General features: G+C 70.5%; 21 protein-coding genes. 9 read left to right on the top strand and 12 right to left on the bottom strand.

What is annotated here, in order from left to right:
* The 3 genes from ACLJQF_RS41515 to ACLJQF_RS41525 all read left to right on the top strand — a co-directional run.
* On the top strand, positions 1–692 hold a 692-nt coding region (locus ACLJQF_RS41515), incomplete at its 5' end, for a family 2B encapsulin nanocompartment shell protein (RefSeq protein WP_410615795.1).
* Positions 689–2,077 carry a family 2B encapsulin nanocompartment shell protein gene (locus tag ACLJQF_RS41520; RefSeq protein ID WP_410615796.1) on the top strand — a complete coding sequence of 463 codons (1,389 nt, stop codon included), beginning with the start codon at positions 689–691 and terminating at the stop codon, positions 2,075–2,077. The genes ACLJQF_RS41515 and ACLJQF_RS41520, both read left to right, overlap by 4 nt.
* Positions 2,077–3,114: a family 2 encapsulin nanocompartment cargo protein polyprenyl transferase gene (locus ACLJQF_RS41525; protein ID WP_410615797.1), complete on the top strand. Its 1,038-nt coding sequence runs from the start codon at positions 2,077–2,079 to the stop codon at positions 3,112–3,114. Before ACLJQF_RS41520 ends, ACLJQF_RS41525 begins: the two co-directional genes overlap by 1 nt.
* 140 nt (positions 3,115–3,254) lie before the next feature.
* Here ACLJQF_RS41525 and ACLJQF_RS41530 read toward each other — a convergent pair whose 3' ends face one another.
* On the bottom strand, positions 3,255–4,373 hold the full coding sequence (locus ACLJQF_RS41530; RefSeq protein WP_410615798.1) for a CapA family protein: 1,119 nt from the start codon (positions 4,371–4,373) through the stop codon (positions 3,255–3,257).
* Between the two features lie 367 nt (positions 4,374–4,740).
* Between ACLJQF_RS41530 and ACLJQF_RS41535 the strand changes: the two genes are divergently transcribed.
* From ACLJQF_RS41535 to ACLJQF_RS41555, 5 genes are all read left to right on the top strand, one after another.
* Positions 4,741–5,715, top strand: coding sequence for a substrate-binding domain-containing protein (locus ACLJQF_RS41535; RefSeq protein WP_410615799.1), 975 nt, complete (start codon positions 4,741–4,743; stop codon positions 5,713–5,715).
* Between the two features lie 74 nt (positions 5,716–5,789).
* Positions 5,790–7,328: a sugar ABC transporter ATP-binding protein gene (locus tag ACLJQF_RS41540; RefSeq protein ID WP_410615800.1), complete on the top strand. Its 1,539-nt coding sequence runs from the start codon at positions 5,790–5,792 to the stop codon at positions 7,326–7,328.
* On the top strand, positions 7,325–8,350 hold the full coding sequence (locus ACLJQF_RS41545) for an ABC transporter permease (RefSeq protein WP_410615801.1): 1,026 nt from the start codon (positions 7,325–7,327) through the stop codon (positions 8,348–8,350). Before ACLJQF_RS41540 ends, ACLJQF_RS41545 begins: the two co-directional genes overlap by 4 nt.
* Complete coding sequence (locus tag ACLJQF_RS41550) at positions 8,347–8,991, top strand: FadR/GntR family transcriptional regulator (RefSeq protein ID WP_410615802.1); 645 nt, start codon at positions 8,347–8,349, stop codon at positions 8,989–8,991. Before ACLJQF_RS41545 ends, ACLJQF_RS41550 begins: the two co-directional genes overlap by 4 nt.
* A gap of 83 nt (positions 8,992–9,074) precedes the next feature.
* Complete coding sequence (locus ACLJQF_RS41555; protein ID WP_410615803.1) at positions 9,075–10,151, top strand: glycoside hydrolase family 88 protein; 1,077 nt, start codon at positions 9,075–9,077, stop codon at positions 10,149–10,151.
* Positions 10,152–10,178: 27 nt separating this feature from the next.
* Here the strand turns inward: ACLJQF_RS41555 and ACLJQF_RS41560 are convergent, their stop codons facing one another.
* From ACLJQF_RS41560 to ACLJQF_RS41585, 6 genes are all read right to left on the bottom strand, one after another.
* Positions 10,179–11,483, bottom strand: coding sequence for a DNA polymerase IV (locus ACLJQF_RS41560; protein ID WP_410615804.1), 1,305 nt, complete (start codon positions 11,481–11,483; stop codon positions 10,179–10,181).
* Between the two features lie 2 nt (positions 11,484–11,485).
* Entirely contained in the window at positions 11,486–11,797 is a 312-nt protein-coding gene (locus tag ACLJQF_RS41565; protein ID WP_410615805.1) for a transcriptional regulator, read from the bottom strand.
* A complete protein-coding gene (locus ACLJQF_RS41570) occupies positions 11,794–12,417 on the bottom strand; it encodes a hypothetical protein (RefSeq protein WP_410615806.1) in 624 nt (207 codons plus the stop codon). The genes ACLJQF_RS41565 and ACLJQF_RS41570 overlap by 4 nt, the downstream gene beginning before the upstream one ends.
* Positions 12,418–12,474: 57 nt before the next feature.
* Positions 12,475–13,206, bottom strand: a complete 732-nt coding sequence (locus ACLJQF_RS41575; RefSeq protein ID WP_410615807.1) for an ABC transporter permease — start codon at positions 13,204–13,206, stop codon at positions 12,475–12,477.
* The gene (locus ACLJQF_RS41580) at positions 13,203–14,102 is read right to left on the bottom strand and encodes an ABC transporter ATP-binding protein (RefSeq protein WP_410615808.1); all 900 of its coding nucleotides are present in this window, start codon (positions 14,100–14,102) and stop codon (positions 13,203–13,205) included. Before ACLJQF_RS41580 ends, ACLJQF_RS41575 begins: the two co-directional genes overlap by 4 nt.
* Positions 14,103–14,304: 202 nt before the next feature.
* Positions 14,305–15,852, bottom strand: a complete 1,548-nt coding sequence (locus tag ACLJQF_RS41585; protein ID WP_410615809.1) for an alpha/beta hydrolase — start codon at positions 15,850–15,852, stop codon at positions 14,305–14,307.
* Positions 15,853–16,152: 300 nt separating this feature from the next.
* On the opposite strand from ACLJQF_RS41585, the gene ACLJQF_RS41590 reads away from it, so the two are divergent.
* The gene (locus ACLJQF_RS41590) at positions 16,153–17,325 is read left to right on the top strand and encodes a macrolide family glycosyltransferase (RefSeq protein WP_410615810.1); all 1,173 of its coding nucleotides are present in this window, start codon (positions 16,153–16,155) and stop codon (positions 17,323–17,325) included.
* Between the two features lie 7 nt (positions 17,326–17,332).
* Here ACLJQF_RS41590 and ACLJQF_RS41595 read toward each other — a convergent pair whose 3' ends face one another.
* Genes ACLJQF_RS41595 through ACLJQF_RS41615 form a run of 5 tightly spaced genes read right to left on the bottom strand, consistent with a single transcriptional unit; the run spans position 17,333 to position 22,045 of the window.
* Entirely contained in the window at positions 17,333–17,710 is a 378-nt protein-coding gene (locus tag ACLJQF_RS41595) for an effector-associated constant component EACC1 (protein ID WP_410615811.1), read from the bottom strand.
* A gap of 44 nt (positions 17,711–17,754) precedes the next feature.
* Positions 17,755–19,473, bottom strand: a complete 1,719-nt coding sequence (locus ACLJQF_RS41600) for an aminotransferase class V-fold PLP-dependent enzyme (protein WP_410615812.1) — start codon at positions 19,471–19,473, stop codon at positions 17,755–17,757.
* Complete coding sequence (locus ACLJQF_RS41605) at positions 19,470–20,237, bottom strand: amino acid ABC transporter ATP-binding protein (protein ID WP_410615813.1); 768 nt, start codon at positions 20,235–20,237, stop codon at positions 19,470–19,472. Before ACLJQF_RS41605 ends, ACLJQF_RS41600 begins: the two co-directional genes overlap by 4 nt.
* Positions 20,230–21,108 carry an amino acid ABC transporter permease gene (locus tag ACLJQF_RS41610; RefSeq protein WP_410615814.1) on the bottom strand — a complete coding sequence of 293 codons (879 nt, stop codon included), beginning with the start codon at positions 21,106–21,108 and terminating at the stop codon, positions 20,230–20,232. The genes ACLJQF_RS41605 and ACLJQF_RS41610 overlap by 8 nt, the downstream gene beginning before the upstream one ends.
* Complete coding sequence (locus ACLJQF_RS41615; protein ID WP_410615815.1) at positions 21,095–22,045, bottom strand: ABC transporter substrate-binding protein; 951 nt, start codon at positions 22,043–22,045, stop codon at positions 21,095–21,097. Before ACLJQF_RS41615 ends, ACLJQF_RS41610 begins: the two co-directional genes overlap by 14 nt.
* Between the last annotated feature and the right edge of the window lie 40 nt (positions 22,046–22,085).

Consider the following 22,085-nt stretch of genomic DNA (forward strand, 5'->3'; position numbering starts at 1 on the left):
CCGCCACCTTCGTCGACTACGAAACCCGCCCCCGCGAATACGAACTCTCCGTCGCCCAAACTGTGCTCCGCGTCCACTCCCGCGTCGCCGACCTCTACAACCAGCCCATGAACCAGATCGAACAACAGCTGCGGCTGACCGTCGAAGCGTTGCGGGAACGCCAAGAACACGAACTGATCAACAACCCCGACTTCGGGCTCCTCCACAACACCGACTTCGCCCAGCGCATCCCCACCCGCACCGGCCCACCCACCCCCGACGACCTCGACGAACTCCTCACCCTCGTCTGGAAAGACCCCGGCTTCTTCCTCGCCCACCCCACCACCATCGCCGCCTTCGGCCGCGAATGCACCAAAGCCGGCCTCTACCCCACCAGCGTCGACCTCGGCGGCCACCAAGTCCCCTCCTGGCGCGGCATCCCCATCCTCCCCTGCAACAAAATCCCCGTCACCGACACCCGCACCAGCTCCATCATGCTGATGCGCACCGGAGAACAAGCCCAAGGCGTCGTCGGGCTGCACCAAACCGGACTCCCCGACGAATACCAACCCGGACTCAACGTCCGGTTCATGGGCATCAACGAACAAGCCGTCATGTCCTACCTCGTCTCCGCCTACTACTCCGCCGCCGTCCTCGTCCCCGACGCCCTCGCCGTCCTCGAAAACGCCGAAATCGGCCGGGAAACACCGTGACCGTCACCCGGGAAACCAGCTCGGTGCAGCTCTCGCTCAGCGTCACCGCGGCGCGGACGCTGGCCACCACCACCAAAACCCTGCCGCAGATGCGCGGCATCACCACCCGCTGGCTCCTGTCCCAGCTGCCCTGGGTCGAGGTCCCCGCCGGCAGCTACCGCGTCAACCGGCGTCTCACCTACACCCTCGGCGACGGCAAACTTTCCTTCTACACCACCGGCGCCCGGGTCCAGGTCGTGCCCGCCGAACTCACCGAACTCGCGCTGCTGCGCGGGTTCGGCGACGAACCGGCGCTGGGTGCGCTGGCGGGGGCGTTCGAGCAACGCGAATACGAACCGGGCGCCACCCTCTTCACCGCCGGCACCCCGCTCGACACCCTGTTCCTCCTCGCGCACGGCAAAGTCACCCGCCACCGCACCGGCCCCTACGGCGACGACCTGCACGTGGGCACCGCCACCGACGGCGACCACTTCGGCGAAGAACTCCTCGGTCCCGATCCCGGCACCTGGACGTTCACCGCGCGGGCCGCCACCCGCGTCACCGCGCTGGTGCTGCCCGCCGCGGCCTACGCGCGGCTCAACGGCCGGTCCGAGGCTCTGCGCAGCCACGTCGCCGAAGCGCTGTCCCGGCCGCGGAAACCGCAGAACCCCAAGGGCGAAGCCGCGATCGACCTGGCCGCCGGACACGACGGCGAACCACTCCTGCCCGGCACCTACGTCGACTACGACCCCTCCCCCCGCGAATACGACCTGGCCGTCGCCCAGACCGTGCTGCGGGTCCACAACCGGGTCGCCGATCTCTACAACCAGCCGATGAACCAGCTCGAACAGCAGCTGCGGCTGACCGTGGAAGCGTTGCGGGAACGGCAGGAACACGAACTGGTCAACAACACCGACTTCGGGTTGCTGCACAACGCCGACCTCAAGCAGCGGATCACCACCCGCACCGGGCCGCCGACGCCGCTGGATCTGGACGACCTGCTCTGCCGCCGCCGCAAGACCCGGTTCTTCCTCGCCCACCCGCAGGCGATCGCCGCCTTCGGCCGGGAGTGCACCGGGCGCCGCATCTACCCCGGCACCACGGTCCTCGACGGCAAACGCGTCACCGCCTGGCGGGGCGTGCCGATCCTGCCCTGCGACAAGATCCCGGTGAGCGCCGCGGGCACGACGTCGATCCTGGCCATGCGGACCGGCGAAGACGACGCCGGCGTCATCGGCCTCCGCCCCGAGTCGCTGCCCGACGAATACCAGCCCGGGCTGAACGTCCGCTTCATGGGCACCGGCGAACGCGCGGTGACCTCCTACCTGGTCAGCGCCTACCACTCCGCTGCCGTCCTCGTGCCCGACGCGCTCGGGGTGCTCGACGACGTTCAGGTCGGCCGCTGATGACGACCATGAACACGCGCACCGCGGCCCGTCCGCTCGCCGACGTCCTCGCGTGGAGCAAGGGGCTCGTCGACCCGGCGCTGCGGGCGGCCGCCGGGCGGCTGCCGGAGACGATGCGGCGGATCGCCGCCTACCACTTCGGCTGGCAGGACGCCGGCGGGCGGCCGGCTGCCACCGACGGCGGCAAGGCGCTGCGGCCGGCGTTGGTGCTGCTGTGCGCGGAAGCCGCGGGCGGGGAGGCGGCCGACGCCGTGCCCGCGGCCGTCGCGGTCGAACTGGTGCACAACTTCTCGCTGCTGCACGACGACGTCATGGACGGCGACACCACCCGGCGGCACCGCGCGACGGCGTGGACGGTGTTCGGCACCGGGCCGGCGGTGCTGGCCGGGGACGCGTTGCTGAGCCTGGCGTTCGAGGTGCTGGCGCCGAGCGGGGCGGCGAACGCGAAGGTGCTGTCGGCCGCGACGCTGGCCCTGCTCGAAGGCCAGGCGGAAGACCTGGACTTCGAACAGCGCGACGACGTCACCCCCGGCGAGTGCGTGCGGATGGCGGAGGGCAAGACGGCGGCCCTGCTGGGCGCGTCCTGCACGCTCGGAGCGGCGTTCGGACCGTCCGGGTCGGCCGGGCCGGCCGCGTCGGATCGCTTCGGCGCGTTCGGCCGGGCGGTGGGCCTGGCGTTCCAGCACATCGACGACCTCCTCGGCATCTGGGGCGACCCGGCCGTCACCGGCAAGCCGGTGTACTCGGACCTCCAGAACCGCAAGAAGTCCCTGCCGGTGGTGACGGCCCTGTGCTCGGGCACGCCCGCCGGCGCGGACCTCGCCACGCTCTACGCCCGGCTCGAGCCCCTGGCCGAGACCGACCTGGCCCGCGCGGCCGCCCTCGTCGAGGCCGCGGGCGGCCGCCAGTGGAGCCAAGCCCAGGCGGACGCGTTGCTGGCCAAGGCCCTGCGCGACCTCGCCACGGCCGCCCCGCCCGCCCGCGCCACCGCCGAACTGGCCGCCCTGGCCCGCCTGATCACCACCCGCACCCACTGACCCCGTGATTGAAGCGCCAACTCACGTGATCAGAACGCCAACTCACGTGATTGGAGGGTCGACACACCGCGGCAGGTCCGGTGCCGCCGTGTCGACCCTTCAATCACGCGTGTCGACCCTTCAATCACGCTTGATGCCGCTTACTGGCCGGGGCGGGTGAGGCCGGACTTGTCGGCGCCGAGGCTCAGGATGTTCTTGTCGGTGTCCTGGAGGGCCTTGGTGACCGGGGCGGACGGCGGAGATGTCGACAAGTCGATCAGGCGGATCGGGGCTTCCAGCCGGATCAGGGTCGGGATGTACTCGGCCTTGTCGACCTTCCAGCGGTCGCCGTCGCGGACGAAGCGGAAGCGGGCCGCCGCGCCTTCCTCCGTGTCGCCCTTGGGTTCGGAGTGGCGGGCGACGCTGTTGCCGAGCCCGTAGGCCACCCACTTGCCGCCGATCTTCTCGAACGGCTGGACCACGTGGGCGTGGTGGCCGACGATCAGGTCGACGTCGTCCGACGCCAGGATCTTCTTGGCCTGCGACCGCTGTTCGGCCGTCGGGTCGTGCTGGTACTCCACGCCCCAGTGCAGGCTCGCGATGACGACCTGCGCCCCGGCCTGCTTCGCCTTGCGCGCCGCCGCCAGCACGTCGTCGACGTCGATCTGGTTGGCCAGCCACGGTTTCCCGGCCGGCACCTTGATGCCGTTGAAGCCGAAGGCGTACGACACCTGGGCGACCTTGACGCCGTGGACGTCGAGGATCAGCGGTTTCGCGGCCTCGGCCGCCGATCGCGCCGAGCCGGTGTGCTTGACGCCGATGGCGTCGAGCTTGTCCAGGGTGCGGGTGACGCCCTCGGCGCCCTGGTCGATCGTGTGGTTGGACGACGTCGAGCAGGTGTCGTAGCCGGTGTCCTTGATCGCGTCGGCGATCTCCGGCGGCGCGCTGAACGACGGGTAGCCGCTGTAGGGCCCACCTTCCGGCGCCAGGGGCGTCTCGAGGTGACAGATCCCGAGGTCGGCGCCGGAGATCAGCAGTTTGATCCCGGCCAGCAGCGGCCGGTAGTCGATCTTCCCGCCGCCGTCGGCCTCGGCCTGCTCGGTCAGCGCCGGGTGGATCAGGACGTCACCGGTGGCGACGACGCTGAACGACCCGTCGGGGGCGGCGGCACTCGAGGTGCCCGCCTCGGGAAAGGGCGTCGGCGCCGGTCCCTGCTGCTGCGGCGGGCTGCTGCAAGCGGCCATCAGGACGGCGAGCGCGGCGACGCGGTGCTTCGTCATCGGTCCCCCTAAACGTGGTCCGGCCATCCTGCCAGCCGGGCGAACCCGGCAGAGAGGGCATCCCGGTCGCATGAAACTTCCACCACAGTCGACAACACCGATCAGAACATCGCCACAAGACAAAACCGGACAACGCGCAGCCCAGAGCCGAAAAAATACGATAAATCACCCCCGTGCGTGTGACCACGAAACTACGTAGAGTAGATATCGCTCCGCTAACTGCGCCTTGACGCTCCTCGAACGGGTGTTTTGTAATACAAGTCACTTCGCGAACCCGACCTCACCCACTCGAACTCGGCCCCCATGGGAGCGCTCGATGTCCACATACCCGCACAGGTTCCGCACCTGGAGCGTTGTTGGTTGTTGTTTGATTTCCGGGGCGCTGCTGGCCTCCTGCTCCTCCGGCAAAGACACCGCGGCACCGCAGCAGCAGGCGCCGTCGAACGGCAAGATCACCCTGTACTACCTGCAGAAACAGGGTGACCAGCAGTACTTCGTCGAGCAGGCCCAGGGCGCGCAGGAGAAGGCGAAGGAACTCGGCGTCGAGCTCAAGGTGGTCAACCTCGGCCAGGACGCCAACAAGGCGATCACCGAGCTGGACGCCGCGGTCGCGCAGGGCGCCAACGGCGTCGCCATCGTCGTCCCCGACCAGGCCATCGGCCCGCAGGTGATCGACAAGGCCAAGAGCGCGGGCATCCCGCTGATCGCCTCCGACGACGTCATCAAGGACGGCTCCGGCAAAAAGGCCCCGTTCGTCGGCTTCAACGGCAGCCAGATGGGCGACTCGGTCGGCACCGAGGCCGGCAACCTGTTCAAGGCCGCCGGCTGGACCGCCGCCGACACGAAGATCATCAGTGCCTACAAGCAGGACCTGACCGTCTGCACCGACCGCGTCAACGCCGCGAAGTCCGCCTTCGCCAAGTCCGCGGGCGCGGACGTCCAGGTGATCAACGTCGGCACGGACAACTCCCCCGTCGACGCGCAGAACCGCTCCGGCGCCGTGATCGGCTCCAACCCGGGCGTCAAGCACTGGGTCGTCTGGGGCTGCAACGACGAGAACGAGACCGGCGTCGTGACCGCGCTGGCCAACTCGGGCGTGGCGGCGAACAACATCATCGGCGTCGGGCTCGGCGCGTACCTCACCTGCAAGGACTGGGCCGCAGGCAAGGACACCGGCAACAAGGCCGCGCTCTACATCTCCGGTGCCGAGGTCGGCCGCTCGGCGATCCAGGTGCTGGTCGACAAGGTCAAGAACGGCAAGGAACTGCCCGCCGAGACGATCGCCAAGACCACGATCGTCACCAAGGACAACTACAAGCAGGCCGGCGTCAACTGCACCTGACCGCCCACCCTCGTGAGTGGTAATTCGGGTTCTAACCCGAATTACCACTCACGACCGCCGTACGGAAGGCGACCATGTCCAGCTCTCCTCCCGCGCTTGCCGTCGAGGGCATCGGCAAGCGCTTCTCCGGTGTCACCGCCCTCGACGACGTCTCGCTGGAGTTCCGCTCCGGCGAAGTCCTGGCCCTGATGGGCGAGAACGGCGCCGGCAAGTCGACGCTGCTGCGCGTGCTGTCCGGCGACCAGGGCCCGGACGACGGCCGGCTGCTCCTGGACGGCACCGAAGTCACCTTCGACACCCCGCGCGCGGCGATGGCCGCCGGGGTGCGCGTGATCTACCAGGAACCCGAGATCATCCCGCACGTTTCGGTGGCGGAGAACGTCTTCGTCGGCGAACTGCCCGCGAAGGCCCGCGTCTTCAGCCGCCGCACGCTCGCTAAGGCCACGCACGACGCGCTCGTCGAGTACGGCTTCGAAGGCGTCCTCGACCCGGCGACGCTCGGCACCGCGCTCTCCCCCGCGCAACGCCAGCTCGTCGAGATCCTGCGCGTGCTCACCGCGGCGACGCCGCCGCGGGTGATCGCGTTCGACGAGCCGACGTCGTCGCTGTCGGAACACGAGGTCGAGGCCCTGTTCCGGCTGATCGGGCGGCTGCGCGACAGCGGCGTCGCGGTCGTCTACGTCTCGCACCGAATGAAGGAGATCTTTCAGCTCGCCGACCGCGTCGCCGTGCTGCGCGACGGCAAGCTCGTCGGCGTCCAGCAGGCCGCGGAGACCGACGAAGCCGGCCTGGTCCGGATGATGATCGGCCGCGACCTCTCGGCCCTCGAACGCCGCGTCACCCAGGACACCGGCGACGTCGTGCTGAAGCTGGACGACGTCACGACCGACGACGTCACCGGCATCTCGCTGCAGGTCCGCGCGGGCGAGGTCGTCTGCCTGGCCGGGCTGGTCGGCGCGGGCCGCTCCGAGCTGGCCCGCGCGATCGTCGGCGACCTGCCGATCCGGTCCGGGACCGTGGAGCTCGACGGCAAGCGGCTGCGCGCGCACAACCCGGGTGACGCCGTCAAGGCGGGCATCGGCTTCGCGCCCGAAGAACGCAAGACGGACGCGTTGCTCATGCAGCGGTCCGTCCGCGACAACATCTCGATCTCGGTGCTGGACCGCCTTCGCCGCTTCCGGGTCGTGAAGCGAGCGAAGGAGCGCGCACTCGTCGAGGAGTACCTACGCGAGCTTCGCGTGCGGACGCCGTCGATGGAGCAGGAGGTCCGCAAGCTCTCCGGCGGCAACCAGCAGAAGGCCGTTCTCGCGCGCTGGCTCGCGCGGCGGCCGAAGCTGCTGATCCTCGACGAGCCGACGCGCGGGGTCGACGTCGGCGCGAAGGCCGAGATCTACCGGATCATCGACGGCCTCGCCGCCGAGGGCATCGCGCTGCTGGTCATCTCTTCCGACCTGCCTGAGGTGCTGACGCTGGCCGACCGCATCCTCGTCATGCGCGCCGGGCGCCTCGCCGGCGAGCTCGGCCGTGAGGAAGCGACCGAAGAAGCCGTGCTGACCCTCGCCATCCCCGAAACCGAACCAGCCGTGGACGACGCCCAGGAGATCGGCGCATGAGCACCCCCACCAAGGAAACCTCAGCTCCCGCGGCCCCGGCGCAGCCGAGCGCCGCACGCCGGGTGCTGACCGGCATCGGCGTGCAGAACTCGAGCCTGATCATCACGCTGATCGCGCTGGTGATCCTGCTGAGCGTGCTGAACGAGAACTTCTTCCGCACCAACAACCTGCTGCTGATCGGCAGCGCGATCACCATCATGGGGCTGCTCGCCCTGGTGCAGACCCTGGTGATCATCCTGGGCGCGCTGGACATCTCGGTCGGCTCGATGGCCGGGCTGGCCTCGGTCGTCTCGGCGATGGTGTTCACCTCGACCGGCAACGCCGAGGTCGGCATCCTCGCCGCGGTCGGCGTCGGCATCCTGTGTGGCCTGGTCAACGGCATGATCATCATCTTCGGCCGGGTCAACCCGGTGGTCGCGACGCTGGCCATGCTCGCCACCTACAAGGGCATCGCGCAGGTCATCTCGGACGGCAAGGCGCAGGGCTACACCGGCGGCGACGACCTGTTCATCTTCCTGGCCAAGGGCGCGATCGCGGGCCTGCCGTCGCTGGTGTGGGTGTTCCTGATCGTCGCGGCACTGCTGCACTTCCTGCTCAAGTACACCGACATCGGCCGCAACGTCTACGCCATCGGCGGCAACGACACCGCCGCGCGGCTGGCCGGCATCAACATCAACCGGTACATCATCGGCGTGTACGCGCTGGTCGGCGTGGTCGCGGCGATCGCGGGCGTGCTGATCACCGCCCGCACCGGCTCCGGGCAGCCGACGTCCGGTTCGGAAGGCCTGGAGCTGCAGGCGGTCACGGGCGCCGCGCTCGGCGGCACGATGCTCAAGGGCGGCCGCGGGTCGATCATTTCGACCGTGCTCGCGGTGGTCATCCTGGGCGTGCTCGACAACGGCATGTCCGGGCTGGGCATCAACCCGTTCTGGCAGAACGTCGCCCACGGCGCGCTGCTGGTGATCGCGGTCGTGCTGCAGCAGCTGCGCAGCGGGGAGCGGCGCGTCGGCCTGCCGGAGTGAACCTCCACGCGCGCATCGTCGACGAGCTGGGCCGGCTCATCGTCGAAGGCGTCCTCGGGGACGGGCAGCCGCTCGTCCCCGAGGAGCTCGGCCGGCGGTTCTCCGCGTCCCGCACGGTGGTCCGCGAGGCGCTGCGCGTGCTCGAGTCGAAGGGCATGGTCACCGCCCGTCCGCGGGTCGGGACCTGGACGCTGCCGCCCGAGGCGTGGGACGCGATCGACCCGGACGTCATCGCCTGGCGCGTCGGCGGGCCCGGCGGCCGCGAGCACCTGCGCGAGCTGCTGGAGCTGCGGCTGGCCATCGAACCGCAGGCCGCGCGGATGGCGGCGCGGCACCGGCGTCCGGACGAGCTTTCGGCGATGGCGGCGGCCTACGCGCAGATGGCCGACGCGGTCGAACGCGGCGACGGCGAAGCGTTCCGGGAGGCCGATTCCCGGTTCCACGCGGGACTGATCCGGGCGTCGGGCAACACGCTGATCGCGCAGCTGCAGGTGCCCGTGGTCGCCGCGCTGAAGGCGCACGGCGAGCCGATGGAGCTCGTGGCGCATTCCCGGGTGCTGACACTGGTGCTGGCGAAGAACGCCGACGGCGCCGAGTCCGCGTCCCGCCGGCTGTTGGAAACCGTTGCGGCGTACCGCTGATCGGTATCTTGACACGGTTACCGGGACGCGCTTCACTCGCTGCGGATGACCGCCGCCATGACGTGTTGAGGAGGACGCTTTTCATGCGTTTCCCGGGAATTCGCGGTTTCGGCGCGCTCGCGGCCGCGGCGTTGGCGGGCAGTCTCTTCACCGCCCCGGTGGCGGCGGCCGCGACCTGCACGGTGTCCGACGAGATGGTGGCCGCGGGCAACTACTGGGTCGCCAACGGGACGAACCTCGACGCGCCGGACTGGCAGAACGCGACGTTCCACGTCGGCAACCTCGCACTGGTCCGGACCACCGGACAGTCCAACCACAAGACGTATCCCTGGGCACAGGCCAACAAGTACCTGCTGCCGGAGGACCCGAAGCGGCCGTTCTTCCCGGACAACCAGGCCGCCGGCGAGGCATACCTCGACCTCTACACCTACTTCCACCCGGAGACCCCCCTCGACTCGATCCGCACCCGGATCAAGGCCGAGGTGGCGTCCGTGCAGGCCGGGCACCGTGACTACTGGAACTACGTCGACGCGCTGAACATGGCGATGCCGTCGTTCGCGCGGATGAGCCTGATCGACCACGATCCGTCCTATCTGGACGCCATGGACCAGCTTTTCCGTTCCTCGGAACACAAGCTGTTCAACGAGTTCACCGGCCTGTGGTACCGCGACGCGCGGTTCAAGGGCTCCGGGGTGTTCTGGTCCCGCGGCAACGGCTGGGCCCTGGCAGCGTTGACGAAGGTGCTGCAGGTCCTCCCCACCGACGACCCGCGACGGCCGGAGTACCTGCGTGTCTTCAAGAAGATGGCCGCCACCCTGGCTCTCGCGCAGCGCCGTGACGGGTTCTGGAACTCGGACCTGCTGAACCCGTGGGACCACGGCGGCCCGGAGTCCAGCGGCACGGCGTTCTTCGCGTTCGGCCTCGGCTGGGGCGTCACCGCGGGCATCCTCGACGCGGCCCGGTTCCGGCCGGTGGTGGACAAGGCGTGGACGGCGCTGTCGACGAAGGCGCTGCAGCCGAGTGGCCTGGTGGGGTTCGTCCAGCCGGTGGGCGACCGCCCGGCGACGGCGAAGGCCACGGACACCGCCGCGTACGGCGTGGGCGCGTTCCTGCTGGCGGGCCAGCAAGTGGCGAAGCTGCAAGGCTGCTCGGCCGCCTAGGGCCAAACGCCCCAATAATGTGACACTTCAGCATAGGCAGTCGCCGGGGTCGCCGCGGGTCAGGGCCGGGTCCGACTGGGGGAAGGTGCGCGCGATGCCGGGTCCCGATGACCGGTGCTCGAAGCGGACCGTCACCCGGCCGTGGCCCGCGCCCTGGACCCAGCCCGTGCCGAACTCCTCGTGCACCACGTCGTCGCCCTGGCGCCACTCCGAAGGAGCGGCGGGAGCCGGCGACGGCGCGGAAGACTCCACCACCGGCGCCGCCGGGGCAGCCAGGGTGAACAGCGCGTCCTGGTGCGGCACCGAAAGCCCGCTGTAGGCGACGCCCGCCAGCCGGATGCCGCCGAACTCCGCCGGGTCGATCAGCAGGCGCTCCGCCGTCGCCGACAGCTCGGCGAGGTCGTCCGTGGGCGCGGAAATCGTCTCCGAACGGGTCACCGTGTGCATGTCGGTGTGCCGGAGCTTGATCACCACCGTTCGCGCCACCCGGCCGGCCTTGCGCAGCCGCTGGTGCGCGCCCACCGCGATCCGGCGGACCTCCGTTCTCAACGAGGCCAGGTCGATGATGTCGACGTCGAACGTCGTCTCGGCGCTGACCTGCTTGGTCTCGGCGCGGCCGGCCACCGGGCGGTCGTCGGCACCGGTCGCGAGCCGCCGCAGGTCGCGGCCGACGACGCCGCCGAGCGTGGCCACGGCGTCCGGTTCGGACAGGGCCGCGAGCTGCCCGAGCGTCTGGACGCCGATGAACCGCAGCTTCCCCTCGGCGACCGGGCCGATGCCCCACAGCGCGCGCACCGGCAGCGGCGCGAGGAACTCGCGTTCGGTGCCCTGCGGCACCACCAGCAGCCCGTCCGGCTTGGCCTCGTCGGAGGCGATCTTCGCGACCTGCTTGCCGTCGCCCGCCCCGATCGACGCCACCAGGCCGGTTTCCGAGCGGATCCGGGCCCGCAGTGCGGCGCAGAACGACGTCACCTCGTCGAAAGACGCACCGACGAGCGAAGGCGGTTCGGCGAACGCCTCGTCGAGGGAGATCTTTTCCAGCACTGGCGCCACCTCGGTGACGACCGCGAAGACCTCCCGGCTGAGGCGTTCGTAGACGCGGAACCGCGGCGGCACGATCACGCCGTTCGCCGGCAGCAGCCGCCGGGCCTGGGCCATCGGCATCGCCGAGTGGATCCCGAAGGCCCGCGATTCGTAGCTCGCGCCGGCGACGACCCCGCGGGGCCCGGTCCCGCCGACGAGCACGGGCCGCCCGGCCAGCGTCGGGCGGGTGAGCTGCTCGGCCGAGGCGTAGAAGGCGTCCAGGTCGAGGTGGATCACCCAGCGGGCCACGGTCAGTCCCCGCCGGTGGCGTCCAGCAGCCGGTGCAGCGCCTTGGTGTAGCTCTCGAACGCGGCCCGGCCGGCCGCGGTGAGCCGGACGAGGGTGACCGGTGTGCGGTGCTCGTAGGCCTTGGTGATCTCGACGTACTCGGCGTCCTCGAGCTTGCGCAGGTGCGTCGAGAGGTTGCCGGCCGTCATGTCCAGCAGTTGCTGCAGCCGCGGGAAGGTGATCTCGTCGCCGGCGCGCAGCCCGGCGAGCGCGACGGTGACCCGCAACCGCGCCTGGGCGTGGATGACCGGGTCGAGCTGCGGCAGTTCGCTCATCGGCCGGTCTTCTCGCGGACGAAGTAGACGATCGCGCCGAGCAGGAACCCGCCCCCGCCGCAGACGGTGAGCACGAGGAAGTTCGCCGGGTAGCCGACCAGCACGCTCAGCGCGGCCGACACGATCATCCACGCGCCGAGGCCGTACATGAGCTTGTCCTGCCACACCATGCCGCCCGCCAGGTACATCACGCCGGTCAGCAGCAGCCACGTGCCGGTCCACAGCAGCGAGACCTGGTCCGTGGACAGCGCCTGGAAACTCGTGATCCGGATGTCGACGACCATCAGCCCGATCGAGGAGAGCGCCCAGCCGTAGCCGTACATCGCGCCGACCGTGCGGGACGGCCCGCGGATCCCGCGGCCGGTGCGGATGCTGGTGAAGGTCGTGTAGGCGACGGCGCCGAGGAACAGCAGCGGGACGACGACACCGCCGGCGACCCAGCCCGGCACCCCCATGCCGGGCAGCGTCGTGACGTACGTGAAGCCCCAGCCGACGATCCAGGCGAGGGCCCAGGCCGCGAGCATCCGCGCCGGGCCCCCGCCCAGTTCCCGGCGCGTCCGCCGGTTCTGCTGGGCGATCAGGTTCAGCGACTCCTCGGCCGACATCGGCTCGTCTTCCACCTGGTTCGCCCTCCTCCCGTGCAGACCCCGCACCACTGCACGGAAGCTAACACGCACTCAGAGCCTGGCCGTGTCCAGCCGGAACCGGCGCACCACGACCAGGGCCGGCACGACCAGCCAGCCCGCCAGGACCAGCACAGCCACCCACGTCCCCGGCGCGTGGACCAACGGGTCGAGGCCGACCCGGCGCAGCCAGTAGGTGGGCACGAAGTGGGCCACGGTCGCCATCCAGCCGGGCAGGATCTCCAGGGGGATCCACAGGCCGCCGAGCATGCCGAGCGGCATCATCAGGGCGCCGGTGACCGCGCCGACCGTGTCACCCTTCCCGAACAGGCCGATGGCCAGACCGAGCACGGCGAACGGGAGGGTGGCCGCCCACAGGATGATCAGTTGCGTGCCCCACTGCGCCATCGTGAGCGGTTCCCCGCGCAGGAAGCCGACGAAGAAGATCGCCACCAGCACCGGCAGGGCGACCGCCATCGCCGACGCGACCTTGACGGTCAGGTAGCCGAATCCGCGCATCGGCGTCAGGCGGAGCTGGCGCTGCCAGCCGTCCGTGCGTTCCTGCGCGACCCGGGTGCCGGTGAACAAGGCACCGCCGCTGGCGCCGTACGCGGCCATGCCGATCATCGTCTGCGTGCTCGAGTGCAGGCCGTTGTCGAGGACGTAGTCGCCGAAGATCGCCCCGAACAGCAGGTACATCGCCACCGGCATGCCGATGGTGAAGATGGTGAACTGCGGGCTGCGGACGATCCGCTTGATCTCCAGGCTCAGGTACGTCGTGTTCACGCGGCGGCCTCCTCGGCGGTCAGCGCCAGGAAGGCCTCTTCGAGGCCGAGCGCGGTGATTTCGATGTCGGACGCCTCCGGGTGCCCGGCGAGCAGGGCGCGGATGGCGGCGTCGGAGTCGGCGCAGGCCAGCTCGGCCCGGCCGCCGCGCAGCTGCACATTCGTGACGCCGGGAAGCGAGGCCAGCCCGGCTTCGGTCGCGCCCGGCACGACGGCCTTGAGCACCCGGCCGGACACCGCGGCCCGGACTTCGGCGACCGGGCCGTCGGCGACGACGAGGCCGTGGCGCATCAGCACGACGCGGTCGGCGTAGTCCTCGGCCTCGGCGAGGTAGTGCGTCGCGAACAGCACGGTCCGCCCCGTCGCGGCGAACTCGCGGATGGCCGCCCAGAACGCGCGCCTGCCGTCGACGTCCATCGCCGCGGTGGGCTCGTCGAGCACCAGCAGCTGCGGGTCGCCGGCCAGGGCGAGCGCGAACCGGACGCGCTGGCGTTCCCCGCCGGAGAGCTTGCCGCAGCGGCGTTTGACGAGCTTTTCGAGCCCGGCCCGGGCGATCACCTCTTGCGACGGCAACGGGTTCTGGTGCGTCGAGACGACCAGGCCGACGATCTCGCCGACCGTGACGTCCGGCAGCAGCGCGCCGTTCTGCATCATCGCGCCGACGAGCCCCCGGTCGACGGCTTCGCGCGGGCTGCCACCCGCGACGGTCACCTCCCCCGCGTCCGGCTTGGTCAGGCCGAGCAGCATGTCGACGGTGGTCGACTTGCCCGCGCCGTTCGGCCCGAGCAGCGCGACGACCTCGCCGCGCGCAACCTCGACGGACACCCCGCCGACCGCCGTGACCTGCCCGAACCGCTTGGTGAGGCCGTGGAGCGCGAACGCCGGTCCCCCAGTCATGGCGTCCTCCTTTCATGGACTTTGAAACGCAAAGTTGCTGCGCACTTTGTAACACAAAGTCCACGAAGACTCAAAGCCCCCGGTGCCGGAAAGCACAAGCGCCCCAAGGCGGCCTTGGTTGCGTCTGACGCACCCAAGGCGGCCTTCGGTGCGTCTGACGCACCGAAGGCCACATTGGGGCGCTTGGGGCGACCTCCGCAGGTCAGCCGGCGAATCGCCCGGCCACCACGCCCTGCGTCGCCGCGATGTCGGCCTTCGCCGCCGTCGGTGGCTTCGGCGTCGGCTGCGGCAGCGGGGCGCACTCGACGTCCGCCGTGCGGCCCGGCTTGCGGGCCGGGAGCGCGCCCGTCGCCAGGTAGTCCGCGATCTTGTTGTCGACGCACGCGTTCTGGCGCGGGGTGATCGCGTGGCTGGTGCCGCCCGGCTCCGCGATCAGTGACGCGCCCGGGAACCGGCTGCGGACCTCGAGGCTGCCCTCGAACGGCGTCGCCGCGTCGAGCGTCTCGTCGATCATCAGCACGCTCTGCACGCCCCGGCCGTCGACCTTGGCCGGCTTGCCCGCCTTGGCGGGCCAGTACCGGCAGGGCGCGTTGAACCACGCGTTCTGCCAGGTGAAGTACGGCGCCTTGGCGAAGGTCTGCCAGTTGTCGCGCTTCCACTGGTGCCAGCTCTGCGGCCACTGGACGTCGGTGCACTGCACAGCCAGGTACACCGCGTAGCCGTTGTCGTCGCCGCGGCCGCCGAAGGCCTCGAAGAGCGTCTTCCAGTTCTGCCAGTCACCCTTGTTGACGAACCGGGACAGCGCGTCGCCCAGCAGCGTCCACCGCAGCTGGTAGTAGCTCGCCTGCTGGATGACGTCGAGGATCTCGTCCGGCCCGATCACGCCGCCGGCCGGGTTGAAGGACGTCTTGAGCAACTGCTCGTTGACCACCCGCTGCACGGCGGCCTGGGTCTTGCCGAGGTGGTAGAAGTCGTCGTGCTGGGCCAGCCAGCCGAACCAGATCAGGATGTTCTTGTCGAAGGCGACGTCCTGGTTCAGGTTGTCGCCGTACCAGACGCCGCGCGGGTCGACCGTCGAGTCGAGCACCATCCGCCGGACGTTCTGCGGGTACAGCGAGCCGTACACCTGGCCGAGGTAGGTGCCGTAGGAGTAGCCGTAGAAGTTCAGCTGCTTCTGGCCGAGCGCCTTGCGGATGGAGTCCATGTCCTTGACCGTGTCGGTCGTCTTCATGTTCTCCAGCAGCGCGCGCGAGTTGTTCTTCGCGCAGGCTTCGGCGTAGCCCCGGGAACGGTCGAGCCAGGTCTTCTCCAGCTGCGGGGTGAACGGCACGTACTGCGGCCGGTTGTAGTCCATGTAGTTCGGGTCGCAGCTCAACGCGGGCTTGCTGGCGCCGACGCCGCGCGGGTCGAAACCGACCCAGTCGTAGGCATCCCCGGCGTGGTTGGGCACGCGCGGGCCACGGGTGGCCAGCAGCAGGCCGGAACCGCCGGGGCCACCGGGGTTCGTCAGCATGACGCCCTGGTACTGCGCGTCGGGAACCTTGTGCTTGACGCGGCTGACGGCGAGCTGGACCTGCTCCCCGCCCGGCTTGCGGTAGTCGAGCGGCACGGCGAGGTACCCGCATTCGGCGCCGGCGCCGGCCAGCGTGGAATCGGTGCACGGTCCCCAGGCGATCGACGCCTGTCCCGCGGGTGCGGCGCTCGCGGCCGGTGCCGCCACGAGCGCGGACGACACCGCGGCGACAGCCACGGCAGCGACAGCGCCCGCTCCAAGAAAGGCACGTCTCACTGATTTCTCCCTTTTGCCTGCGACTTCGGGCTGGAGAACCCTAATCCCGGTGCGGGTCCCGCGGGACGGCCGCGCACGAACGTCCTACGAAAGGCGGAAATCGGGTGGCGCGGGCGTTCCGGGCTCGCGTACGGTCGGCTTCATGATCTCCTTCATCCGGCTCCGCCTCGTCTGAGACGGCGTGACCGCCGGGCTCCCCGCGTATCGGGCGAGCCCCTTCACCTGCGCGCCGTCTGTTCTTTCTTCCCTTGAAGGAGCACCATGCCGCGCAAACACATAGTCATGGTCGGCTGCACCGCGCCGAGCCACATCTACCCTTCGCTGGGCGTGCTCGGCGAGCTGGTCCGCCGCGGCCACCGGGTGTCCTACGTCGTCGGCGCGCCGCTGGCGTCGCTGGTCGCCCCGACCGGCGCCGAGGTCGTCGAGCACCCGACGATCTTCCCGCTCGGCGAGGCGGCGGTGTGGCCGGACGAGCCTGCCGAAGCCATGCGCGTCTTCCTCGACGAGGCCATCGCCATCCACCCGCTGCTGACGGCGCGGTTCGACGACGACCGGCCGGACCTGGTGCTGTACGACATCGGCGGGCTGGGTGCACCGCTGCTGGGCCTGCGGTACGGCGTCCCGGCGGTGCAGCTGTCGCCGACGCTGGTGGCGTGGGAGGGCTACGACGAGGACATGGCCGAGGTGATGGCGCCGATCAAGGCGTCACCGTCCGGTGTGGACTATGCGGCCACGATGTCCGGGTGGCTGGCGTCCCACGGCGTTTCGGCCGATCCCTGGGAGTGGCTCGGGCACCCGGCGCAGGTCCTTTCGCTGATCCCGCGCGCGATGCAGCCGCAGGCGGAGCGGGTGGGGCCGCACGTGCGGTTCGTCGGGCCGTGCCTGGACCCGGCCCGGCCGGCCGACCGGTCGTGGACGCCGAAGTCGTCGGGGCGTCCGGTGCTGCTGGTGTCGTTCGGGACGGCGTACAACGACCAGCTTCCGGTGTACCAGGCGTGCGTTTCCGCGTTCGCTGAAGACTGGCACGTGGTGATCTCACTGGGGAAGCACGTGTCGCCTGCCGACCTGGGTCCGTTGCCGTCCTCGGTGGAGGTGCACGAGAGCGTCCCGCAACTGGCGGTGCTGGAAGCGGCGTCGGCGTTCATCACGCACGCGGGGATGGGCGGGGCGACGGAAGCGTTGTGGTTCGGGGTGCCGACCGTGGCGATCCCGCAGGCGGCGGACCAGTTCGGCAATGCGGCCCAGCTGGCGGCGCTGGGGGTGGGTCGTCACCTGCCCGCGGAGTCGGTGACGGTTTCGTCGCTGAGAGAGGCGGTCGACGAGGTGTCGTCGTCGGCTTCGGTTGCTTCGCGGCTGGCCGAGCTGAAGGCGGAGATCCGGGGTCACGGCGGGGTTTCCGTCGCCGCGGACGCGGTGGAGTCCTGTATGGAGTGACCAGCGCTCAGGCGTGCCGCCGGACGAACGCCTCGATCAGCTGCTGACGCTCGGCCGACGTCGCCCGCTCCAGCTCGACGGTGTCGCCGTCGATCGTCACCTTGATCTTGTGCTTGCCCGCCTGGCGGCCCAGCCACTCGCGCAACGTCTCGACGAGTCCGGGGAACACGCCGCCCGCCGCGCTGAAGGCCACCATCAACGACCCGATCGTCACCGGGTCCGCGGCCTTCGCGCCCGGCGGGAGCTCGGCCGGGACCGGCAGCACGTCCACGTCCAGCCCGCCCAGTTCGGCGCGCAGGCGGCGGGCGAGCAGGTCGAACTCCTCGGCGTCCGCCTCGCCGTCCGCTTCGAGCCGGACCATGGCCCGCGTGTCCGATTCGGTCATGCGGGCCATGGTGCGCCCGGAAAGCGCAGGTGACAAGGGGCCGATCAGGCGCGGATCTCGTTGAGGTAGTTGTAGATCGTGTAGCGGGTGACGTCGAGGCGCCCGGCCAGGTGGTCGACCGCGTCCTTGATGAGGAAATAACCGGCTTCGTCGAGCTCCCGCACCACGGCCGCCTTGTGGCGCTTCTTCATCAGATCCACGGGGATGCCCGCCTTCGTCACCGCCCGGTCCACGAGGAACCGCTGCAGGCTGTCGACGTCCGGTGGGAAAGTCTCCGGCTCGCCGTTGCCGCCCGGCGACGCGGCCTCCTCGACGCTGTTGACGCACAGGCAGCCGACCGCGACCCCGTCGGCGTCCCGCAGGAACAGCGTCGAGGACCGGATCGGGCGGCCGTCCGGGCCGTGCGTGCGGTAGTTCGTCAGGTCCTGGGTGGTGCCGCGGCGGACCAGGCCGAGCAGCAGGTCGGTCATCGGGCCGCCGACGCTGCGGCCGGTGAGGTCGCCGGCGATGGCGACGATCGAGTCCGGCAGCCGGCTCAGGTCGTGCAGCAGGACTTCGTTGCCCGGGCCGAGCATCGCCGCCAGCCCCGGGATGGCCGGGACCAGCGCGGTGAGCACGTCGTGCGTGGTCGCCCCGGCGGCCGGGACCACCAGGGGTTCGCGCGGCGCCGTCAACGTCTCCAGCGCTTCCCGGAGCAGGTCCGCGGCCGCCGCCGGGGTCGACGCGTGCGGCGACAACCGGACGTGCTCGGGACGCACGGTCGCCGCGATCCCGGCGTTCGCCAGCGCCGCCCCGACCTGCTCCGCCGGGTGGCCGGGCAGCGTGAAGGCGAGGATCCCGGCCCGCCGCCCGGTCGCCGAGACGACCTCGGCGCCGCAGGAGGCCAGGACCTCCTCGAAGGAGGCCAGCCGCTCGGCGATCCGCGCCGCGATGGCACCGGCACCGGCCTCCTCGACCAGCTCCAGGGCCTCGGCGAACGCACCGGAGGTGATCGGGCTGAGGTTGGAGATCGACCAGGCCTGGGCGGTGCCGTCCGGCGGGTGGATCTCGTCGTCGAACAGGCCCGGGTCGCGGGCGCCGGTCCAGCCCGACAGCACCGGATCCATCCGCTCCAGGGCGCGGTCGGACAGCACCGCGAAGCCGGTCCCCCAGCCCGCGCGCAGCCACTTCTGGCCGCCGACGACGAGGACGTCGGCGACCTCCCACGGCTCCTCGACGACGCCGAAGCCCTGGATGCCATCGACGACCAGCAGCCGGTCGCCGACGACGTCACGCAGGGCGGCCAGGTCGGCGCGGTGGCCGGTGCGGAAGTCGACGGCACTGACGCTGACGGTGGTGATCTCCGGTGTCAACGCCTCGGCGACGCGCTCCGGCGTGACGTAACCGCTGGTCAAACGCCGTACTCGAAGGCGCCCGGCCTGTTCGGCACGCGCCCACGGGTAGGTGTTGGCCGGGAACTCCGCCGCCGACACGAGCACCTCGCCGGTGCTGTGGAACGCGGCCTGGAACAGGCCAAGGCTGGTGTTGGGCAGCAGCACGGTGTGATCGGTGTCCGAGCCGGACAGCCGCGCGGCGGCGGCCTTGGCCCGGACCTCCTGCCGCATCAGCTCGTCCACAGTGGACGGGCCGGCCGTGGTGGCCCGGTGGAGCAGGGCGGCCGTCGTGTCGAGCACCGCGTGCGACGGCGGGCCGAAGCGGGCGAAGTCGAGGTAGCCGGCGGGCTCGTCGAACTGGAGCAGGTACCGGGGCGAAATCCTCCTCACGCGAGGATCCTCGCCAGGAACTGCCGGGTGCGGTCGTGCTTCGGCGCGCTCAGGACCTCCGACGGCGGCCCGGTCTCGACGACCGCGCCGTCGGCCAGGAACACCACCTCGTCGGCGGCCTCCGCGGCGAAGCTCATCTCGTGCGTCACGACGACCATCGTCATCCCCTCCCCCGCCAACGTACTCATCACCTCGAGGACCTCGCCGACCAGCTCCGGGTCGAGCGCCGAGGTCGGCTCGTCGAACAGCATCAGCTTCGGTTTCATCGCCAGCGACCGGGCGATCGCGACGCGCTGCTGCTGCCCGCCGGACAGCTGCGCGGGATAGGCGTCGCCGCGATGCCCGAGGCCTACGCGGTCGAGGAGCTCGAGGCCCTGCTTGCGCGCCTCGTCCGGTTTGAGGCCGAGGACCCGGATCGGCCCTTCGACAACGTTCTCCAAGGCCGTCCGGTGGGCGAAGAGGTTGAAGCGCTGGAAGACCATGCCGATGTCACGGCGCTGGCGCGCCACCTCGCGTTCGCGCAGCTCGTACAGCTTCCCGCCGCGCTGCCGGAAGCCGATCGGCTCGCCGTCGACCCAGATCTGACCGGCGTCGATGGTCTCCAGGTGGTTGATGCAGCGCAGGAACGTGCTCTTCCCGGCACCGGACGGGCCGAGCAGGCAGACGACCTGTCCCTTGTGGACTTCGAGGTCGATGCCGCCCAGGACTTCGGTGTGGCCGTAGGACTTGCGGACGCCGACCGCGCGCAGCAGAGGCTCAGACACGGGCACTCCTCACCAGGGGCACGCCGCGCAACGCCTTGCCCGCGCGGGAAAGGGGCCCGCGGTCGGCCTGCCCGAACGCGCGTTCCAGGTAGTGCTGGCCGACGCCGGCGACGGTCACCACGACCATGTACCAGACGGCCGCGGCCAGCAGCGTCTCCATCACCAGGAGGTTGTTGGACGAGATGTTGTTGGCCGCGTGGATCAGCTCGGTCACGCCGATCACCGACGCCATCGACGTGCCCTTGAGCATGTTGATGAAGTCGTTGCCGGTGGGCGGGATGATCACGCGCATGGCCTGCGGCAGCACGACCCGGCGCAGGGTCGCGGCCGGCGTCATGCCGATGGACTTGGCGGCCTCGGTCTGCCCGCTGTCGACGCTGTTCAGCCCGGCCCGGACGATCTCGGCCATGTACGCGCTCTCGTTGAGCGCCAGGCCGAGGAACGCGGCGGTGAACGCGCTGATCAGGACGTTCGTCTGCGCGTGGACGAGGAACGGGATGTCGATGACCGGGAAGACGAGCGCCAGGTTGTACCAGAGGAGGATCTGCAGCAGCACGGGCAGGCCGCGGAAGATCCAGATGTACCCGGCGGCGAACCACCGCGCGACCGGGTTGGTGCTGCGCCGCAGCAGGGCGATGACGATACCGAGCACGATCGCGACGGCCTGGGACAGCACCGCCAGCACGACGGTGTTGAGCAGCCCGGTGGCCATCACCTTGTAGAAGACGAAGTCCGGGACCTGGTTCCACGCGATCTGCGCGTTGCCCAGGGCAATGCCCAGCAGGACGAGCAGCGCGAGAATGATCGCGGCGGCGACCCACCGGCCCCAGTGGCGCAGCCGGACGATCGGCAGCGGTTCAGGAGCCGCCATTGACCGCCGCCTCCTTGATCGCACCCTGCTCGACGCCCCAGGCCTGCAGGATCTTGCCGTAGGTGCCGTCGGCGATCAGGGCCTGCAGCGCCTTCTGCACGGCGTCCCGCAGCGGCGTGTTGGCCTTGTTGACGCCGATGCCGTACGGGCCGCCGTCGATGGGCTCACCCGGGACGACCTCGAAGAACTTGCCCTCGCCCGCGGTGCGGGAGATGTAGACGGCGCTCGGGAGGTCGTTGAGGATCGCCTGCACGCGGCCGGTGCGCAGCTGGTTCTGGTTCTGGTTGTCGCTGTCGGTCGCGGTGACGGTGAGCGCGGGCTTGCCGGCCTGGGTGCACCGGGTGCTCTGCGCCTCGGCGAACTTCTGGTGGCTGGTGCCCTGCACGACGGCGACGCTCTTCCCGCAGAGCGTGTCCGGGCCGGTGATGCCGTCGGGGTTGCCCTTGCGGATCATGATCGTGATGCCCGAGGTGAAGTAGTCGACGAAGTCGATCTGCTGCTGGCGGGCCTTGGTGTCGTTCATGCCGGCCATCGTGAGGTCGATGCGGCCGGACTGGAGGCTGGTGATGAGCGAGCCGAACGCCATGTCCTGGTGCGTGACGGCGACGCCGAGCTTGGCGGCGATCGCCTTGGCGAGGTCGACCTCGTAGCCGATCGGGGTCTTGCCGTCGGCGGCGTAGAAGTTGTTGGGCGCGGACTGCAGGTTCGAGGCCAGGTGCAGGCCGGCCTGCTTGACGGCGTCCGGCAGGGCGGCGTTGAGCTGGGCGTCCTTCTGCACGCCCTGCACGAGGGCCGCGGTGTCCGGGATGCCGGACGCGGGCGCCCCGGCGGCCTGCGACGTCCCGCCCGCACCGTCCGGACCGCCACCACAAGCCGTCACCAGCACGGCAACGCTCGCGAGCAACACTCCCGCCTGCACGGCACGAAAACGGGACATAGCGGACCTCCACTGTTCGACTGGGCGGAACGCTACAACT

This window comes from Amycolatopsis sp. lyj-109, from assembly GCF_046548995.1.
Taxonomy (GTDB): domain Bacteria; phylum Actinomycetota; class Actinomycetes; order Mycobacteriales; family Pseudonocardiaceae; genus Amycolatopsis.

What these genes read in the sequence shown, in the direction of transcription:
- ACLJQF_RS41525 (WP_410615797.1), top strand. Translation starts at nt 2,077, where the DNA reads ATGACGACCATGAACACGCGCACCGCGGCCCGTCCGCTCGCCGACGTC.
- ACLJQF_RS41530 (WP_410615798.1), bottom strand. Translation starts at nt 4,373, where the DNA reads ATGACGAAGCACCGCGTCGCCGCGCTCGCCGTCCTGATGGCCGCTTGC.
- ACLJQF_RS41540 (WP_410615800.1), top strand. Translation starts at nt 5,790, where the DNA reads ATGTCCAGCTCTCCTCCCGCGCTTGCCGTCGAGGGCATCGGCAAGCGC.
- ACLJQF_RS41545 (WP_410615801.1), top strand. Translation starts at nt 7,325, where the DNA reads ATGAGCACCCCCACCAAGGAAACCTCAGCTCCCGCGGCCCCGGCGCAG.
- ACLJQF_RS41555 (WP_410615803.1), top strand. Translation starts at nt 9,075, where the DNA reads ATGCGTTTCCCGGGAATTCGCGGTTTCGGCGCGCTCGCGGCCGCGGCG.
- ACLJQF_RS41565 (WP_410615805.1), bottom strand. Translation starts at nt 11,797, where the DNA reads ATGAGCGAACTGCCGCAGCTCGACCCGGTCATCCACGCCCAGGCGCGG.
- ACLJQF_RS41580 (WP_410615808.1), bottom strand. Translation starts at nt 14,102, where the DNA reads ATGACTGGGGGACCGGCGTTCGCGCTCCACGGCCTCACCAAGCGGTTC.
- ACLJQF_RS41590 (WP_410615810.1), top strand. Translation starts at nt 16,153, where the DNA reads ATGCCGCGCAAACACATAGTCATGGTCGGCTGCACCGCGCCGAGCCAC.
- ACLJQF_RS41595 (WP_410615811.1), bottom strand. Translation starts at nt 17,710, where the DNA reads ATGACCGAATCGGACACGCGGGCCATGGTCCGGCTCGAAGCGGACGGC.
- ACLJQF_RS41610 (WP_410615814.1), bottom strand. Translation starts at nt 21,108, where the DNA reads ATGGCGGCTCCTGAACCGCTGCCGATCGTCCGGCTGCGCCACTGGGGC.
- ACLJQF_RS41615 (WP_410615815.1), bottom strand. Translation starts at nt 22,045, where the DNA reads ATGTCCCGTTTTCGTGCCGTGCAGGCGGGAGTGTTGCTCGCGAGCGTT.